Source organism: Stenotrophomonas sp. GD04024 (assembly GCF_029837545.1).
Taxonomy (GTDB): domain Bacteria; phylum Pseudomonadota; class Gammaproteobacteria; order Xanthomonadales; family Xanthomonadaceae; genus Stenotrophomonas; species Stenotrophomonas forensis.
On record NZ_JAOEDV010000031.1, the window covers coordinates 1 to 17660 of the forward strand.

At 65.9% G+C, this 17660-nt stretch carries 15 protein-coding genes; 12 read left to right on the forward strand and 3 right to left on the reverse strand.

What is annotated here, in order from left to right:
• Positions 1-355 precede the first annotated feature (355 nt).
• The 12 genes from queF (at position 356) to N7590_RS11835 (ending at position 11681) form a co-directional block, all read left to right on the forward strand.
• Positions 356-1174, forward strand: a complete 819-nt coding sequence (gene queF, locus N7590_RS11780; RefSeq protein ID WP_164241320.1) for an NADPH-dependent 7-cyano-7-deazaguanine reductase QueF — start codon at positions 356-358, stop codon at positions 1172-1174.
• 197 nt (positions 1175-1371) lie between these two features.
• Positions 1372-1665, forward strand: a complete 294-nt coding sequence (locus N7590_RS11785; protein WP_006473550.1) for a LysM peptidoglycan-binding domain-containing protein — start codon at positions 1372-1374, stop codon at positions 1663-1665.
• Between the two features lie 46 nt (positions 1666-1711).
• The gene (locus tag N7590_RS11790; RefSeq protein WP_006473548.1) at positions 1712-2224 is read left to right on the forward strand and encodes a hypothetical protein; all 513 of its coding nucleotides are present in this window, start codon (positions 1712-1714) and stop codon (positions 2222-2224) included.
• Positions 2225-2358: 134 nt separating this feature from the next.
• Complete coding sequence (locus N7590_RS11795) at positions 2359-3231, forward strand: RHS repeat-associated core domain-containing protein (protein ID WP_080375990.1); 873 nt, start codon at positions 2359-2361, stop codon at positions 3229-3231.
• A 130-nt stretch (positions 3232-3361) separates the two neighbouring features.
• Positions 3362-3787, forward strand: coding sequence for a hypothetical protein (locus N7590_RS11800; RefSeq protein WP_239544236.1), 426 nt, complete (start codon positions 3362-3364; stop codon positions 3785-3787).
• Positions 3788-4017: 230 nt separating this feature from the next.
• The gene (locus tag N7590_RS11805; protein WP_164241321.1) at positions 4018-6240 is read left to right on the forward strand and encodes an NADP-dependent isocitrate dehydrogenase; all 2223 of its coding nucleotides are present in this window, start codon (positions 4018-4020) and stop codon (positions 6238-6240) included.
• 282 nt (positions 6241-6522) lie between these two features.
• Positions 6523-7488, forward strand: a complete 966-nt coding sequence (locus tag N7590_RS11810) for a hypothetical protein (RefSeq protein ID WP_164241322.1) — start codon at positions 6523-6525, stop codon at positions 7486-7488.
• Complete coding sequence (locus N7590_RS11815) at positions 7481-8029, forward strand: ATP/GTP-binding protein (RefSeq protein WP_164241323.1); 549 nt, start codon at positions 7481-7483, stop codon at positions 8027-8029. Before N7590_RS11810 ends, N7590_RS11815 begins: the two co-directional genes overlap by 8 nt.
• Positions 8022-8438, forward strand: a complete 417-nt coding sequence (locus N7590_RS11820) for a roadblock/LC7 domain-containing protein (RefSeq protein ID WP_164241324.1) — start codon at positions 8022-8024, stop codon at positions 8436-8438. The genes N7590_RS11815 and N7590_RS11820 overlap by 8 nt, the downstream gene beginning before the upstream one ends.
• Positions 8439-8492: 54 nt before the next feature.
• A complete protein-coding gene (locus N7590_RS11825) occupies positions 8493-8852 on the forward strand; it encodes a hypothetical protein (protein WP_006473505.1) in 360 nt (119 codons plus the stop codon).
• 146 nt (positions 8853-8998) lie between these two features.
• Complete coding sequence (aceK, locus tag N7590_RS11830) at positions 8999-10729, forward strand: bifunctional isocitrate dehydrogenase kinase/phosphatase (protein ID WP_164241325.1); 1731 nt, start codon at positions 8999-9001, stop codon at positions 10727-10729.
• A 61-nt stretch (positions 10730-10790) separates the two neighbouring features.
• A complete protein-coding gene (locus tag N7590_RS11835) occupies positions 10791-11681 on the forward strand; it encodes a TonB-dependent receptor (protein WP_053510637.1) in 891 nt (296 codons plus the stop codon).
• A gap of 34 nt (positions 11682-11715) precedes the next feature.
• Here the strand turns inward: N7590_RS11835 and N7590_RS11840 are convergent, their stop codons facing one another.
• The 3 genes from N7590_RS11840 to N7590_RS11850 form a co-directional block, all read right to left on the reverse strand.
• Positions 11716-13290 carry a sensor domain-containing diguanylate cyclase gene (locus tag N7590_RS11840; RefSeq protein WP_164241326.1) on the reverse strand — a complete coding sequence of 525 codons (1575 nt, stop codon included), beginning with the start codon at positions 13288-13290 and terminating at the stop codon, positions 11716-11718.
• A 114-nt stretch (positions 13291-13404) separates the two neighbouring features.
• The gene (locus N7590_RS11845; protein WP_164241327.1) at positions 13405-14421 is read right to left on the reverse strand and encodes a cupin-like domain-containing protein; all 1017 of its coding nucleotides are present in this window, start codon (positions 14419-14421) and stop codon (positions 13405-13407) included.
• A 64-nt stretch (positions 14422-14485) separates the two neighbouring features.
• On the reverse strand, positions 14486-17476 hold the full coding sequence (locus N7590_RS11850; RefSeq protein WP_040006978.1) for a TonB-dependent receptor: 2991 nt from the start codon (positions 17474-17476) through the stop codon (positions 14486-14488).
• Positions 17477-17660 lie beyond the last annotated feature (184 nt).

Here is a 17660-nt window from a genome sequence, read left to right on the forward strand (position 1 = left end):
GGTCCTGCAGGCCCACACCGCCCCACCCCCGACAGGTTCACGCAGCTGTTGGTAGGTGTCGACCTTGGTCGACACGGCGGACGTCATGAATGTCTGAAGCATCGGCTTTTGATTTTGATTCTCCTGATCTTTCCCGTGGTGGCGCGGGAAACTGTCCGTGGCCGGGAGGGTGGGTTGGCTGGGGGCGTGAGCCGCATGGATGCGGCGACCGAGCCTCCATGGACGGATTCACGGCGTCCCCCAGCCAACCCACCCTCCCGGCCAACCCGAGATCCTTCCTTGAACCACCACGGAGGGGCTCCGCCGTTGGCCGGCCCGGCCGAAGGCCCGCTTCTGGCGCGATACAATGACGCCCATGAACACCCCACAGGATTCCAGCCTCGGTCGCGAGGTCAGTTACCCGTCGCAGTACGATCCCGGCCTGCTGTTTCCCATCCCCCGCAGCGGCGCCCGCGCCGAGATCGGCCTCGATGATGCGGCGCTGCCGTTCGTCGGCCATGACCGCTGGCATGCCTTCGAACTGAGCTGGCTCGACCTGCGCGGCAAGCCACAGGTCGCCGTCGCCACCGTGCAGGTGCCGTGCACCTCGCCGCGGCTGATCGAATCGAAGTCGTTCAAGCTGTACCTCAACTCCCTCAACAGCACCCGCATCGACACCGCCGAAGCGCTGCGCGCACGCATCGTCGCCGACCTGTCGGCCTGTGCCGGTGCGCCGGTCCATGTGGAGTTCGGCCTGCCGGGCCTGCGCGAGACGCCGCTCGGCGAGTCGATCGACGGGCTGGAGGTGGAGATCGACTGCTATGGCCCCCCGCAGGCGGACTTCCTTGCCGCTGATGCCGGCCAGGTGGTGGAAGAGACCCTGGTCTCGGCGCTGCTGAAGTCCAACTGCCCGGTCACCGGCCAGCCGGACTGGGCCACGGTCAGCCTGCGCTACCGCGGGCCGAAGATCGACCGCGCCGGCCTGCTGCGCTATCTGGTCAGCTATCGCGAGCACGCCGAGTTCCACGAGCAGTGCGTTGAGCGGATCTTCAGCGAGGTGTCCACGCGCTGCCAGCCGGAGTGGCTGGAAGTGGAAGCGCGCTATACGCGCCGTGGTGGCCTGGACATCAATCCCTGGCGGGCCAGTCCCGGCATCGCCGCCCCGGCCGCGACCTACCGCGAACTGCGCCAGTAACCGGTAGTGCCGGCCGCTGGCCGGCAACCGCGCGCAACCCGCATCCAGGGCAGGCCGGCCAGCGGCCGGCACTACCAGGCACCCGCTCTCCCGATTGTTCAGCCGCCCCGGGGGGCGGCTTCACATCTGCACCATCCCCATTTAACAACCTCCATGGCAACGTGCGAACCACGTAGTCATGCAGACGGGAGTTGTGGATGAGTACCGAGAAGAAAGCCGATTTCTCCGGCGTCAGTGCCAGCGTCGACAGTACCGCCGAGCAGGTGCCGAAGGCGGACTTCTCCGGCGTCAGCGCTTCGGTGGACAGCACCGCCGAGGTTGTCAGCGGCGGCACCTACACCGTGCAGAAGGGAGATTCGCTGTCGAAGATCGCCAAGCAGCACCTGGGCGACGCCAATGCCTGGAAGAAGATCTTCGAAGCCAACCGCGATGTGCTCGACGACCCGGACAAGATATTCCCGGGCCAGACCCTGAAGCTGCCGCCGAAGTAAGCCGGCGATCGAACGCCGTCCGACAATCCCCTGGGAGGAACCCCGAATGATCAAGACCACCCCGCTCCAGACCGCCCTGATCGCCGCCCTGCTGGGCAGCGTTGCCCTGGTCGGTTGCAAGAAGAAGGAAGAGTCGACCGACAGCAACGCCGCACCGGCAGCAACCGCGCCGGCTGAACCGGCAGCGCCGGCGCCGATGACCGGCGCACCGCCGCCGATGGCCGAAGCCGCTGCGGTCAGCGTCTCCACCGTTACCGTGGGCAAGACGGCCGCCGCCGACAAGTCGGTTGCACCGGCTGCCCTGTTCGCACCGAAGGATGACGTCATCGTCTCGATCAAGACCGACGGCGCCGCCAACAATGTCAATGTCGGCGCCAAGCTGACCTACCAGGACGGCCAGGTGGCCGGCGAACAGACCGCGACCCTGAACGCCAGCGGCGCGGAAACCACCAACGTCACGTTCAAGAATGCAAAGGGCTGGCCGGCCGGCAAGTACCGCGCCGAGGTCATGGTCGATGGCAAGGCGGCCGGAACGCCGCAGGAGTTCGAGGTCAAGTAAGTCCTGCCGACTCTCTCCCGGCAGGACTCACGATGGGCGCAGCCGCGAGGCTGCGTCCTTTTTTATTGGTTGACTCTCGATCATGAAAGATCTCAGGTACGCTGAACGGAATATGGAATTGTGGGAGGGATGGGATGCTCAACTGGATTGTTCTCACGACGCTGGCAATGGCGTCGGCGGACGGTGAAGTAGTCACCTATGTTCATACGGATGCACTTGGGAGCCCCGTGGCTATTACGGACTCAAACGGAAACGTTGTCGAGAGATTCGAATACGAACCTTATGGCTCTGTCGTTGGAATCGCCGGGGCAGATGGTCCTGGTTACTCAGGTCATGTGTTTGACTCCACGACAGGTCTCAATTACATGCAGCAACGATATTACTCCCCCGAAATCGGTGCTTTTCTCAGTGTAGATCCCGTCACTGCCTATGGTGGGAAGCCTTCCCTCTTCAACAGGTACCGATACGCCAATAGCAGTCCCTACAACTTTGTCGATCCGGATGGCAGAGTTCCTGTGGTTACGCGCATGAAGGACGGTTCGGTGAAGATCAGCTTCCCAACAAAGTTTTCAGGGGATGGTGCGACTCCCAAGAACATAGCGACCTTCAAAGAGCAGGTGGCGTCAATGTCAGGAACCTATGATATTGGCGGGAAGGAGACGCGCGTGACGGTCGAGGTCACTGACATTGATAAAAGTACCCCGCGGGCCGCCCGTAATGAGATAAAGCTTGTCAACGGGGCAACCTCCCACCGCAGCGGACGGAGTTTCGCGGAGTTGGGCGGAAAGAAGGGCGAGATCAATGTCCTGGATAGATTTGACAAGGGTGTTGTTCCTCATGAAGTGTCACATCTTGGCGGTGTGGACGATCTTTATGACAAGTCGACGGGGCTGCCAAATCCTGCTCGCGGCGTCGGAATCATGAATAGGGTTCCGGGTGTGGTTGACAGCCATGCCATCGGTGGAATCATCACGGGGGATTCTGCAGTTCAAAGGCGGGAGCGTTGAAATGCTTGCACGCATCGTGGCTTTCTCCGTCCTCTTATGTTCGTTTACTTTGAGTGCCCAAGAGTCAAATCTTTGGGCCTACAGCTGCGACCACTTTCTATACGGTGCCTGTCTTCGCGTGCCTACGGGCATGTCCGTGACCTATGAGGCACCTGTCGACTTCGGCCTGCACCGCGTCAGGCGAGATGGTCGGGAGGTCGCCTTGATCTACGAGGGCGATGCACCTGAAAAGCCTGCGCCCGGAAGCACGCCGGATCTGCGCTTCACGGACAGCGGATATGCCGTGTCGGGGTACGCAAGCGCGGATGGAGGTTCCACCCGGTACGACGTCTACGTTCGACCCAGCGTGTCTGGCGCCGGTTCGCTGCACATCCGAGGTGCTGCTGCGACGGCAGATGAAGTCGCCAGCCTGGCCGCCGTCGTTGGAGGATTCCGCGTCTGCAGCTTCCGGCGAAGCAAACGCGCACAGACGTTGACCTGTCCGATGGGCGCCGAGTGGGGGCAGCGATTGTCGGAGTGGGTCGTGCGTGCCTCCACGAGCGAGAAGTCGAACTAGCCGACCAAGCCTCAGGTTCCAGGCGGGAAGCTAACCAGCCGCGCAACACAGTGGTGCAGTACCGCCGCGTATGGCGTGGCTTTGCCCCGCGCGGCTGAAAACGCGACAATGCAGGGGTTTCCCCGCCGCGCGCCCACCCTGACGGCGGCAGGGAAAAGCGACACGGTTGCACGTGGCCCGGCGCTGGCGCCGGCCTTCCCCTGAGCACTGCTACAGAGTCCAAGTCCCCCATGTCCAAGATCCTCTACACGCTGACCGACGAAGCCCCGTTCCTGGCCACCCAGTCGCTGCTGCCGATCGTCGATGCCTACACCGCCACTGCCGGCATCGTGGTCGAAACCCGTGACATCTCGCTGTCCGGTCGCATCCTGTCGCAGTTCCCGGAACTGCTGTCCGATGCACAGAAGGTCAGCGACGACCTGGCCGAGCTGGGCCAGCTGGCGACCACCCCGGACGCCAACATCATCAAGCTGCCGAACATTTCGGCGTCGGTGCCGCAGCTGAAGGCGGCCATCAAGGAACTGCAGGACCAGGGCTATCCGCTGCCGGACTACCCGGAAACCCCGGCCGACGACCAGCAGCGCGACTACAAGGCGCGCTATGACAAGGTCAAGGGCAGTGCGGTGAACCCGGTGCTGCGCGAAGGCAACTCCGACCGCCGCGCACCGCTGTCGGTGAAGAACTACGCGCGCAAGCATCCGCACCGCATGGGCGCCTGGGCCGCCGATTCGAAGTCGCACGTTGCGCACATGGCTGCCGGTGACTTCTACGGCAGCGAGAAGTCGGCCACCCTGGCCAACGCCGGTTCGCTGAAGATCACCTTCCACGGCAAGGACGGCAGCGCCGTCGTGCTGAAGGAAAAGACCGCGGTCAAGGCCGGCGAGATCGTCGATGCCGCGGTGATGAGCCGCAAGGCGCTGGCCGCATTCATCGGTGAGCAGATCGCCGATGCCAAGGCCCAGGGCGTGCTGTTCTCGCTGCACCTGAAGGCAACCATGATGAAGGTCTCCGACCCGATCATGTTCGGCGTGGCGGTCAACGAGTTCTACAAGGACGTGCTGGCCAAGCATGCCGACGTGCTCAAGCAGGCCGGTTTCGATGCCAACAACGGCATCGGCGACCTGGCCGCGCGCCTGCCTTCGCTGCCCGAAGCCACCCGTGCCGCGATCGAAGCCGACCTGGTTGCCGAGTACGCGCAGCGTCCGGGCGTGGCCATGGTCAACTCGGACAAGGGCATCACCAACCTGCACGTGCCCAGCGACGTCATCGTCGACGCCTCGATGCCGGCGATGATCCGCGACTCCGGCAAGATGTGGAATGCCGAAGGCAAGCTGCAGGACACCAAGGCGGTCATTCCGGACCGCTGCTACGCCGGCGTGTACCAGGCCGTCATCGACGACTGCAAGGCGCACGGCGCCTTCGACCCGGCCACCATGGGCTCGGTGCCGAATGTCGGCCTGATGGCGCAGAAGGCCGAAGAGTACGGCTCGCACGACAAGACCTTCCAGATCGCCGCCGATGGCGTGGTCAAGGTCACCGACGATGCCGGCAACGTGGTGTTCGAGCACGCCGTGGAAGCCGGTGACATCTGGCGCATGTGCCAGACCAAGGATGCGCCGATCCAGGACTGGGTGAAGCTGGCCGTCGAACGCGCCCGCCTGAGCAGCACTCCGGCCGTGTTCTGGCTGGACGCTGCCCGTGCCCACGATGCGCAGGTCATCGCCAAGGTTGAGACCTATCTGAAGAACCACGACACCGCCGGCCTGGATATCCGCATCCTGCCGCCGGTGGAAGCCACCGCGTTCTCGCTGGACCGCATCCGCAAGGGTGAGGACACCATCTCGGTGACCGGCAACGTGCTGCGCGACTACCTGACCGACCTGTTCCCGATCATGGAGCTGGGCACCAGCGCCAAGATGCTGTCGATCGTGCCGCTGATGGCCGGTGGCGGCCTGTTCGAGACCGGCGCCGGCGGCTCGGCGCCGAAGCACGTGCAGCAGTTCGTCGAAGAGGACTACCTGCGCTGGGATTCGCTGGGTGAATTCCTGGCGCTGGCCGCGTCGTTGGAACACCTGGGCAACCGTTACGACAACGCCGCCGCCCGCGTGCTGGCCAAGGCCCTGGACGAGGCCAACGGCCAGTTCCTGGACAACGACAAGTCGCCGTCGCGCAAGCTGGGTGGCATCGACAATCGCGGCAGCCACTTCTACATCGCGCTGTACTGGGCCCAGGCCCTGGCCGCGCAGAATGAAGATGCCGCGCTGAAGGCACGCTTCGCCCCGCTGGCCAAGGCGCTGACCGACAACGAGCAGAAGATCGTCGACGAGCTGATCGCCGTGCAGGGCAAGACCGTGGATATCGGCGGCTACTACCGCCCGGACGTGGCCAAGGCCAGCAAGGCGATGCGCCCGAGCGCGACCTTCAATGCCGCACTGGAGCAGCTGCGCGGCTGATCCATCGCCGTCCCGTTGCGACCCCGGAACCCGCGCTTCGGCGCGGGTTTCTTTTTGCGTGGCCGGCCGCGTCCGATCTTCGGCCAGAACCGTGAAATCCGTCGGCTGTCGTAACGCCGTCAAGAGGGCATGAAACTTGCCCACGATGGTTGTCGCAGAACGGAACGGGCTGCGTTCGCGATCACTTCCAATCTGAGCAATCGATCACGACGGTCGCCGCAGGCGATGCCCTAGCCTTGGCGACGCGAGGCCACCGGGGAGGTGGTCGCACGGGGAACACCGATGGCACGCGTGCTGGTAGTGGGAACCGACATCCAGGGCGAGCAGGCCCTGCTGCAACGGTTGCGCCTGGCCTCTGCACTGCCCGATGGGCAGGTGCGGCGCAGCCAGGACCTGGACGACTGCGACCTGCTGGTCATCCGTGATACCCCGGCGCTGCGCAATGCGGCCCAGCGCATGCGCCAGCAACGCCCGCGACTGCAGTGCTGGATCGAGGACCTGGGAGGCCAGCTGCGTGATGGCGATGGCCATCAGGACGTACTGGATGACGGTGCCATCGCCCGCGCCTTGCGCGGCATGCAGGTGGCCGTGGAGCCCCTGGCCATGCACGCACCCGCTCCGATCCGCCTGGCCGATGGTGCGCACGCCATCACCCGACTGCTGCGCGAACGGCTGCCGCTGCGCCAGGGCCAGGCCCTGTTGAGTGATGCGGGCGAGCCGTTGCTGCTGATGGATCTGGAGCATGACCAGGCGGTGCTGCTGCAGGAGCCTTCCGCCGCACTGGTAGAGCGCCTGGCCGACGCCTTCGAGCGACTGCAGCTGGATGCGCTGACACCGGCACGACTGCAGGCGTTGGCCGGCGACCGTGCACGCCAGCCACTGCGGCCGTTGCTGTGGCAGTGGGCGCAGCGCAGTCGTCACTGGCAGGCGCTGGACGAGCGCCTGCGCGGTGCTTCGGTGAAGCTGCTGCGCTGGCCCGATTTCCGCGTGCTGGGCCACGATCACGATGGCTTCCGCCTGTGCTCGCTGCTGCTCAAGCGGGCCTGCACCGTGGACGAGTGCGCGGAGCTGCTGGAACTGCCGGCGGCGGCGGTGCGCGACTTCATCCATGCCGCCTATCTGTGTGGCTATGCGCAGCTGCAGGCTGCACCGACGTCGTCGGTAGCGACGGCGCGCAGCGTGGGTGCCGATCACGGCCTGCTCGCCCGCCTGTGGCGGCACCTGCGCGGGAGCGAGCGCAATGCGTGAGCACAAGGTGGTGGTGCTGGGCGGGATGGGCAGTGGCAAGTCGACCCTGGTGCGCAGCATCGCGGCCGGCGCGGTGATCGATACGGATGTGGCCAACAGTGATCGCCTTGGCGCCGACAAGGCCTCCACCACCGTCGCGCTGGACTACGCCGACATCGACCTGCCCAACGGCGAACGGCTGCGCCTGTACGGCACCCCGGGCCAGCAGCGCTTCGACTTCCTGTGGCCGATCCTGCTGCAGGGTGCGCGCGGTGCGGTGTTGCTGCTGGATGCGCGTCGCGCCGGCATGGCCGCCGAGCTGGAGGACTACCTGCAGGTGCTGCGGCCGTTCGCATCGGCGCTGGCGCTGGTGGTGGCGGTCACCCATCTCGATCAGGCGCCCCATGCCGCGCTGGATGACTGGGCCACGCGTGCCTGCCTCGATGGCCAGCCATTGCCGCTGCTGGCGGTGGATGCCCGTGACCGCGAGCAGGGACTGCTGCTGATGGATGTGTTGATGGGCGAAATGGAAGCGCATGCACTGGTGGCCGCGCATGGCTGACGGGCAGGTGGCGGTCCTGCCCGATGCCGGTCAGCGCGAGCGCCTGCAGCCCCTGCTGCACGACCTGCAGCAGCGGGTCGAAGGTGTGCGCACGGTCGTGCTGGCCAGCGTGGATGGTTTCGCGCTGGTCAGCGCCGGTGCTGACGGTCGCGGCGAACGGTTGGCGGCGATGATCAGCGCGATGCTGGCGCTGGCCGCGGCGGTGGGGCGCGAGCTGGTGCTGGGCGATCTGCAGACGCTGATGCTGGAAGCCGCGGGGGGCAAGGTGCTGATGCTGGCGATCCAGGCCGAAGGGCGCGCGCCGCTGCTGCTGATGGCAGCCTGCGACCAGCGCAGCGTGATCGGCCAGGTGCTGTGGCAGAGCAGGGAATGTGGCCAGGCGATCCTGGCCGAACTCAGCGGATCGTGAGCCCGGCCGCAGGGGAACAAGGGGCTCGAACCAACACTGACAAGGGGATACGACGTGGCTGGATTGACTGAATCGTTGAACGCACTGATGGGCATCGATGGCGCACAGGCGGTGGCGCTGGTCGATTATGAAAGCGGCATGCTGCTGGGCGAAGCCGGTGCCGGCATGGACATGGAAGTGGCCGCGGCCGGCAACACAGAAGTGATCCGCGCCAAGATGAAGACTGCCGCGTCGCTGAACCTCAACGACACCATCGAGGACATCCTGATCTCGCTGGGCAAGGCGTACCACATCATGCGTCCGGTGGCGAAGAAGAAGGGGCTGTTCTTCTACATCGTGCTGGACCGCACCAAGTCCAACCTGGCACTGGCGCGGCGCAAGGTGCAGGACGTGGAGGCCGAACTGGCGATCTGAGCCGGTAGTGCCGGCCGCTGGCCGGCAACTGCGTCGATCCACCGGCGGTCCAGGGGCTGCCGGCCAGCGGCCGGCACTACCTGCGCGCTCGACGGCGCCACACACGCCAGCGTATGGTGAAGCCGGTCCTCTCCGGTGAGCCCTGCATGTCCGAGCCTGACATCGCCGCCGAGCTGGCGTCGCGCATCGCGGGCGCCATCCGTGATGGTTTCGAGCAGTATCACGCCCGCTTCGCGGCGATCACCGCGCGTGCGCGGCAGCGCTTCGAGCAGCGCGACTGGGCCGGCGCCCGCCAGGATGCCGTCGAGCGCATCGCCCTGTACGACCTGTGCATCGCCGAGCAGATGGATGCCCTGCGTCGCCTCGCCGGTGAGGCGATCGGCGCGCGCGCGCTGTGGCTGCAGGTGCACGCGCGCTACAGCGCCCTGCTGCAGGAGCTGATCGATGCCGAGCTGTACAAGACCTTCTACAACACCTTGTCGCGGCGCCTGTTCGCCACCCGTGGCGTGGATCCGGCGCTGGAGTTCATCGCCTTCGACGTTGAACCTTCCGATGCCATCACCCATCCGGTCGCAAGGCATACCTATGCGGTCTCGCCCACGCGGCCGGTGGAGGCGCTGCAGCGGGTGCTGGCCGACTACCGCTTCGACATTCCCTATGCCCACCAGCTGCGCTGCGCGGCGGCGATCGCGGTGCGCCTGCAGGACGATCTGGCCCATTGGGGTGACACGCCGGTACGCAGCATCGAGCTGCTCGACACCGTGTTCTATCGCGAGCGCCGCGCCTATCTGGTCGGCCGCGTGTTCGGCGAGCATCGCTTCTCGCCGTGCGTGATCGCCCTGGTCAACGATGAGCGCGGGCTGCGCGCCGATGCCGTGCTGACCCGGCGCCGCGATGTCGCCCACCTGTTCGGCGTGTCGCGCAGCTACTTCCAGGCCGACCTTGCCACGGTGGGGGATGCGGTGGTGTTCCTGCGCAGCCTGTTGCCGGGCAAGCCGATCGACGAGATCTACACCGTGCTGGGCCGCGCCAAGCAGGGCAAGACCGAGCGCTACCGCACCTTCTTCCGCCACTTCAACGAGCATCCGCAGGAGCGGCTGGTGCCTGCCGAAGGCACGCCGGGCATGGTCATGGCGGTGTTCACCCTGCCCAGCTATCCGCTGGTGTTCAAGCTGATCCGCGACCGCTTTGCCTGGCCCAAGGCAATGTCGCGGCAGCAGGTGGAAGAGAAGTACGCGCTGGTGTTCAACCTTGACCGTGTCGGCCGCCTGCTTGACGCACAGCCGTATCGCCATCTGCGCTTCCCGCGTGACCGCTTCGCGCCGGCGCTGCTGGACGAGCTGCTGCAGCAGTGCGCACAGAGCGTTCGCGTCGATGGAGACCAGGTGGAAGTTGCACTGTGTTACGTGCAGCGTCGCTTCCGTCCGTTGAATCTGTACCTGCGCGAGCAGGGTGGGGAGGCGGTGCGCGCGGCAGCGCTCGACTATGCGCAGGCCATCACCGACATGGCGCGCAACAACATTTTTCCCGGTGACATGCTGCCGAAGAACTTCGGTGTGTCGCGGCATGGCCGCGCCGTGTTCTACGATTATGACGAACTGTGCCTGGTCAGCGACTGCGTGTTCCGCGCCTGGCCGCAGCCGCGCAGCCCGGAAGAGGCAATGGCCGATGAGCCGTGGTTCCATGTAGGCCCACGAGATGTTTTCCCCGAACGCTTCGGCCCGTTCATGGGCCTGCCGGCCGGTGAACTGGCCGCGGTGCGCGAGCATTTCCGGCACCTGTTCGATCCGCAGTGGTGGCAGCAGTTGCAGGAGCGGTTCGCGCGTGGTGACTATCCCGATACCCCTCCTTACGCGGGCGTCCATCGGCTGGCGTGAATGGGCTGCCGTGGCGGCGCCGACTGGGGTACGCTCGGCACTCATCACCAAGGATCCGGCAATGATGCGTTCCCCCCTGTTTCTCGCCCTCGCGCTGGCCGTAGGCTGCGGCGCCCCCTTGCTGGCCGGCGATGCCAGTGCACAGACCGCACGCGCCGTGCGCGCCACGGCGGAAATGAGCATGGTGCTTTCCGGCCATGTCGAGATCACCGCCGATGGTTCGGTCAGCACGCTGGTACTGGACCAGAAGTCGATGCTGTCTCCGAGCATCGCGTCCTTCGTCGAGGGCACCATTGCTGGTTGGCGCTTCGAGCCGACGCTGCGTGATGGCAAGGCGGTGGCGACGCGTGCTCCCATGCGCGTGCGCCTGCGCGGCAAGTCGATGGCAGATGGCGGTTACGAAGTCAGCATGACCAGCGTCAACTTCAGCGAATACGATCCGAAGGCGACCGACTCGGTGACTGACCGGCGCATGACGCCGCCGCGTTACCCGGAAGAGGTCTATCGGAACGGTGGCCAGGGCGAGGTGGTGCTGATGGTCAAGGTGGCCCGCGACGGTACGGTGGCCGATGTCGTTGCCGAGCAGGTCAACATGGCCGTGATCGGGCCCGAGCGAACCCTGGCCAAGATGCGCGACAGCCTGGCCAAGGCCAGTGTCAGCAGCGCCCGCAAATGGACCTTCACCCCGCCGACCACCGGCGAGGACAGCACCCGGGACAGCTGGACGGTACGCGTGCCGGTGAACTTCGCCCTGAACAATGATCGCAATGCCGGGCCGGAGCGTCTGGGGCGCTGGCGCGTCTTCATTCCGGGGCCGCGGCAGGCCGTGCCGTGGCGCAGGGCGGACCCGATCGAGCAGGCCGGCACTGACCTGCTGCAGGAGGGCGGCGTCTACATGGTGGATGGCGCCAGGCGCGGCGTGCGCCTGCTGACCCCGCTGGAACAGGGCTGAGGGTGGTGGCGGGGCCGGCCAGGCCGGCTCCGCATCAGTCGGCGTAGGGGTAGACCACTACCCGGTTGCGGCCCTGCTCCTTGGCCATGTACAGCGCCTTGTCGGCCAGCCGCAACGCCTGCTCGGCATCGACATGGAAGCTCGGGAAGTGGGCCACGCCCAGCGACACGGTGATGGTGCCCACCGGCTCGAACGGGTGGTCGGCGATATGCTGGCGCAGGCGTTCGCCGGCCTGGCGTGCCGGCTCGGCGTTGATGCCCGGCAACAGCAGCAGGAATTCCTCGCCGCCGGCGCGGCAGAGGATGTCGCTGTCGCGCGAATAGCGGCGCATCTGATCGGCGATATGGACGATGGCGGCGTCGCCGACGTCGTGGCCGTGGGCATCGTTGATCGATTTGAAGCGATCGATGTCCAACGCCAGGATCGCGAACGGGATGCCCTGCACCTGCAGCGCATCCAGGGCCTGCTGCAGGCCACGACGGTTGAGCAGGCCGGTCAGCGGGTCGGTGCGGCTGGCCCGGTTGAGCGTGCCGATCCGGTCCTGCAGTGCGTTGAAGCTGTGCAGCACCGCGTGTTTCAGCTGTGCGACCTCGAAGTACCAGGCGCGGATGCCGTTGACGTGGTTGATCGCATTACCGGTATCCTCGCCGCCCTGCACGTTGCGCGCCAGCTGCCACAGCGGCATCGAAATGCGGCGGGCGAACCACCAGGTGACCAGCAGCGACAGCAGGCCGAGCGGAATCGCGTTCCAGATTACTGCGGTCATCAACCGTGACAGCGGCTGCAGGGTGGCCTCGGTCGGACGCTGGGCGATGATGCCCCAGCCGGTCGCCGGAACCGGTGCATACCCGGCCAGCATCGACACGCCCAGGTTGTTGCGCACCTGCTGGGCGCCGCGCTCGCCACGCACCACCGCCTTTACCGCCGGATTGCCGACCACGTAGTCGCCGACCCGCTTGCCATCGGCGTGATAGAGCAGGCGACCATGACGGTCGACCACGTACAGGTAGGAACCGTCGCGGTAGTAGTGCTTGCCCAGCAGCGTATGCAGTGCGCTGCGCTGGCGCAGGTACAGGGTCCCGCTGACGTAGCCGCGGTACTGGCCCTGGCGGTTGAAGATCGGGTGCGACAGCGACACCAGTAGCTTGCCGGTGGCCGACTGGTACGGATCGCTGATCATCGGCTGGCGTGCCGCCAGAGCCGCGTTGTTGCCGACGCTGTGCAGCACCTCACCCTGCAGCTGCAGGGTCTGCGGCGAAGTGGCGATCACCAGGCCATCGGCATCCACCACCAGCGAGGAGTTGAAGCTGTTGGTCTGCAGTTGCAGGCGGCTGGCCTCATCCTGCGCCCGCTGCGGATCCAGATCGTCCTGGCCGAGCCGGGTGGCCGCATAGGCCAGCTCCTGCTGTGCGGCCAGCAGGAAGTTCTGGGTGGTCTCGGCCAGCTTGGTGGCATAGACACGATTGGCTTCCAGGGTATTGCCGACCAGCTGGTCGCGCTGCACCCGGTAGCTGGCCAGCAGGGTATTGGCCAGCGCGATGATGGCGCTGAGCAGGGCCAGGGCGAGGATCAGCTTGCCCAGGTTGAGGCGGGGCGAAATCAGGCGCATGCGGGGCAAACGGGGGCAGAGGGCGCTCGGCGCGGCCAGGTACCGGCGGAGGCGGGGCTGCATTATCGCCACAAAAGGGCCGGGCGCGGGTGAAGCACGCGCCCGCCAGGGGATTCACCGTTGCAGTCGCTGGCGCAGGATCTGCCGTATCTGCGCGGCGCCGTCGGCGTGCAGCGGGGCCAGCACGCCACGCGCATGCGCAGGAATATGCGCGCTGGTCGACGCATCGGCGTCGAACACGTAGTGATCGAACATCGCGCGCCAGTGCGCGCGCTGGGGTTCGGGCAGGTCGCGCACCGCCAGGATCGCCAGCATCAGTGCGTTCATCGGGGAATCCATCCAGGCCGGCACCGGGCGCCACCAGCTGTTGATCAGCACGTTGAACGCGTCCAGTCCTTCCATGTGGTGCCACCAGAGCGAAGGAATGAAGACGGCGTCGCCCGGCGCCAGCTCCGCCACCTGCGCCTGTGCCAGCGCCTCGCGGAAGCGTGGGAAGCGCTCGAAATCCGGTGCATGGAAGTCAACCAGGCTGATCGCCTGGCCGGCCGGGGTGAAATCCAGCGGGCCGACGTAAAGATTGCGCACCTGATCGGGGGCGAACAGGGTGACCCGGCGGCGCCCCGCAGCCACGCAGGCAAGATTGTCCGGTACATCCTGGTGGGCGGCGATGCGCGAGCGGTTGCCGATCCAGATGCTGGTCAGCGGGTCGGCCATGCCCAGATGCAGCGGATTCGCTTCGGCCAGGCCGGGCAGGAAGCTGTCCAGCGTGGTCGAGGCGACGTAGATCGACGGCGGCGACGGGTCGCGTGCGTACTTCAGCAGCGTGGCCAGCACGACCTTCAGCGGCACCTGTTCGCGGCGGAAGTTGAAGCCGCTCATGTCCTCGTTGTAGAACAACCGCCCCTGCGCTTCGGGCGCTGCAGTGGTGGCAGTCACCGGCATCCGGCCGGGATCGAAGCTGGCCAGATGGGCGACTGCAGCGGCATCGGAGGTGCGTGCGGCGGCCGCCAGCGGCCAATGCGAGACCAGCCCGCGGATCACCTTCGGCGTGGTCCATCCCGGCAGCTGCTGGTGCAGCTGTGCAGGGTCCAGGCCATGTATTTCATCGATGGGGCGGAGAGGCTGCAGCATGCGCGGATGTCCGGTGGGGTGTGTGGAGCCGGGCCTGCGCCCGGCTCCACGATACCGTGGCCGGTCAGAACTTGTAGCGCACGCCGAACATGTAGCGTGGGCCGGTCTGGGTGGCGTAGCGCAGCATGTTGGTATGGCGCGAGTACGTGCGCATGGTTTCGTCGGTGAGGTTGATCGCTTCCAGGCTCAGGGTCAGCTGTTCGCTCACCGCGTAGCTGATGTTCAGATCGAGCTGGCCGTAGGCGGCGGTGTAGTTCGGATTGGGACCCTGGCCGCCGATGCCGTTGAGGAACTTGTCGCGCCAGTTGTACGCCGCACGGATCTGCCAGGCGTTCTTGTCATAGAAGGCGACAACGTTGGCCGAGTCGCTCAGGCCGATCATCGGGTACTGGTCACCCAGGCTCAGGTTGTTGAAGGTCAGCCCCGACTTCACCTTGGTGTAGTTGGCCGCGACGCCGAAGCCGGACTGGCCGAACAGGTGCTGTACCGCCACTTCCCAGCCATCGAGATGGTCCGAGTGCTGGTTGGCGGGCACGGTGACGTCGAAGCCGGCGATCGGATCTCCCGGCAGGCCGGTGATGGTGCCGGTCTTCTGCCCCGCTGAATTGGTGCCGGTGTAGGTCACGCCCGGATCGCCGGCATGGTTGGTGAAGATGTAGTCGCGGATGCAGGGCATGTCGGTGGTGCCGCAGCCGGAGGCCAGTGCTTCGTTCCAGTACGCACCTCCCACCGGGGTGTGCAGCGTGCCGGTGTTCTCGCGCACGATGGTGTCGCTGATGAAGTTCTTGATGTTCTTGCGGAAGAAGCCGACCGAGGCATAGCTGGCCTCGCCGTAGTACCACTCCAGCGACAGGTCGAAGTTGTCCGAGATCAGCGGCTCCAGCCCCGGGTTGCCACGACTGGCGGTGCCGCCCTGGGTGCGCACGATGTCGGCCAGCGACTGGCCGCTCTGGATCTGGGTCCAGCTGGGGCGGCCCAGCGTGCGGCTGTAGCTGCCGCGCAGCGCCAGCGATTCGCTCAGGTCCAGCTTCAGGTCGACGTTGGGCAGCATGTAGTCGTACTTGCCACGGCCACCGATGAAACTGCTGTCGGCCGCGTAGACGATGTTCAGCTCGTTGGCCGAGCCCCAGCTGATGCCGGTGGGTACGCGAACCATCGCGTTGGATTCCACTTCGGTGCGCTCGTAGCGCACGCCGGCGGCCACGTGCAGCGGCATCGACCAGTCGAAGCTGGTGCGGTACTGCAGGTAGGCGCTGCGGGTCTTCTCGGTGGTGCGGATGTCCTCTGAATACTGGCTGGGCGCGTAGTAGCAGCTGGGGCAGGCAGGATCGGAGGCGCTGCCGACCTGCGCAGCACGATCGATCAGGCGGTCGAAGTCGAAGACCAGGAACTGGCCGGTCAGGCGCGGATCGCTGTGGCCGGAGAACGCCTTGAAGTACTTGGCCATGTTGTCCGCATACCAGATGTCATCGGCGTAGTCGGACGGTGTTCCCAGGCCACCCCAGGTATTGCGCTGCATGATCGCCGACGCCGAACGATTCTCCACCTGGGCGTGGCCGATGCCGAAGTCCAGCGCCGAGTAGTCGGCAAAGCGGAACGTACCGCGACCCTGGTACTGCTGCACTTTGGACTTGTTGTAGCTGTTCTGGAACACCGAACCGGTCACCAGCGCATCGGACGCCTGCACGCCGCCGGGCGGCAGCGCGATGTTGATGATCGGCAGGTCGCCGCTGTAGTCCACCGTGGTCTTGCCACGCACGAAGGCGGCCACGCCCAGCACGCCGGCCGAGCCATACGGACTGTCCGGCTTCGATTCGGCGGTGGAGTTGTGGGCATCGAACGAGAGGTCCAGCGCGTCGTTCACTTCCCAGTCCACGTTGAAGCCCAGCGAGTGCATGCCGGTCCTGGTGGCCAGCTTGGCGCCGCCCATCGACACGTCCGAATTGGTCATGTCCTCGCTGTAGATGATCGGTGCGGCCACCGGCCCGTTGGTCCAGGTGCTGTCGCCCGGTCCGTAGTTGAACCACACGGACAGTTCACTGCGTTGCTGCTGCACCTTGTTCTCGACATAGGTGTAGTCCAGCGTGGTCGTCACGTTGTCGGCCGGCTTCCACTGGAACGTGGCCTGCGCATTGGTGCGCTGGCGCTGCACGCCGTTGACGTTGTACGCGGTGTTCTGCGGGCGTGCGTACACATCGTTCGGCCCGGGCCGGTTGGTGATGCGATCGGCATAGCCCTGGCCCGGCTGCGGCAGCGCGCGCCAGTCGGTGGTGTTGTTGCCGTACAGCGTCGCCCAGCCTTCGGCCACCGTGGCCTGGTTGAAGCCCGAATCGCGTTCCTGATGGCTGGCACTGAGGGTCACGCCGAAGCGGTCATCGGCGTAGCGCTGGCTGAAGATGCCCGACAGCTCGCCGGTGATGTTCGAGCCCTGCAGCGTGCGCGGCAGGTTGTCGTTGGACGAATCATTGACCGCCTTCAGGCCCAGGCTGATCACCGGCTCCGATTCCAGCGGGCGCATCGTCCTGATGTTGATGGTGGCGCCGATACCGCCAGCCGGGTTGTCGGCACGGCTGGTCTTGTACACCTCCACCGCCGAAACCGATTCGGAGGCAAGGTTGGCGAAATCGAACGAGCGCGAGCCATTCAGGCCGCCACCACCGTTGCCAAGGTTGGAGGCGGGCATCTGGCGACCGTTCAACAACACCAGGTTGTAGTCCGGGCCGATGCCGCGCACGGTCACCTTGGAGCCTTCGCCGCTGGAGGTACGGTCGATCGACACGCCGCTGATGCGCTGCAGCGATTCGGCCAGGTTGGTATCCGGGAATTTGCCGATGTCCTCGGCGACGATGCCATCGACCACGCCCTGGCTGTCGCGCTTGAGGTTCATTGAAGACTGCAGGCTGCCCCGGATACCGGTGACCTGCACGGTATCCAGCGTGGCCGGATCGGCCGGGCCGGCGGCGGGTGCGTCCTGTGCCCAGGCCGGTGCAGCCAGCGCTGCGAGCAGCGCGGAAGTGAGCATCGTCTTGCGAGGTACTGCCCTGTACGTCTTCATGCAAGCTCCCTCCCCAGGGAATCCGGTGGTGTCGTTGCGTTGTTCTGATCGCGGTTACTGCACGTGGCCGGATTGGAGCGACGGTTGACAGCGTTGTCAACAAACTGCCATCAAGTGCGCCTGACCAGCGGCCGTGCAGGTCGGGATGTAACCGTTGCCAGGAAGCCGCTCGCATCTGCGAATT